This window comes from Aquisphaera insulae (assembly GCF_011064615.1).
Lineage (GTDB): Bacteria > Planctomycetota > Planctomycetia > Isosphaerales > Isosphaeraceae > Aquisphaera > Aquisphaera insulae.
Genome location: NZ_JAALJH010000289.1, coordinates 1 through 313, shown reverse-complemented (window position 1 = coordinate 313; position 313 = coordinate 1). Strand labels below are relative to the sequence as shown.

1 protein-coding gene is annotated in these 313 nt (G+C 67.7%); it reads right to left on the bottom strand.

Annotated elements, in window-relative coordinates:
• The coding region (locus tag G6O54_RS37175) for a hypothetical protein (RefSeq protein WP_165236243.1) at nucleotides 1-313 on the bottom strand (313 nt) is incomplete at both ends.

Genomic DNA, 313 nt, shown 5'->3' with positions numbered 1-313 from the left:
GAATACGAAGGTCGCGGCGTCCTCCCAGACCGTGGAGATACTCAAAGCGGAGTTATAGAGTACCGCCGTCCCCGCCAGAGAGCCGCCGTCGAAGCGGAGGCCACCGTTTTGGACCTGGAGGGCGCTGTCGTCGGATACGTCGATGGAGCCGGCTACCTGGGCCAGGGTCTTGCCGCCGCCGAGGTCGACGAGCAGCCCGGCGCCGTGAGCGAGGCCAATGGAGCCGAGGTTGGTGAGGTCGCCGGCGAAGGTCATCCCGGCGCCGTCTGCGAGGCTGAGGGAGCCGAGGTTGGTGAGGCTGCCGGTGAGGTAG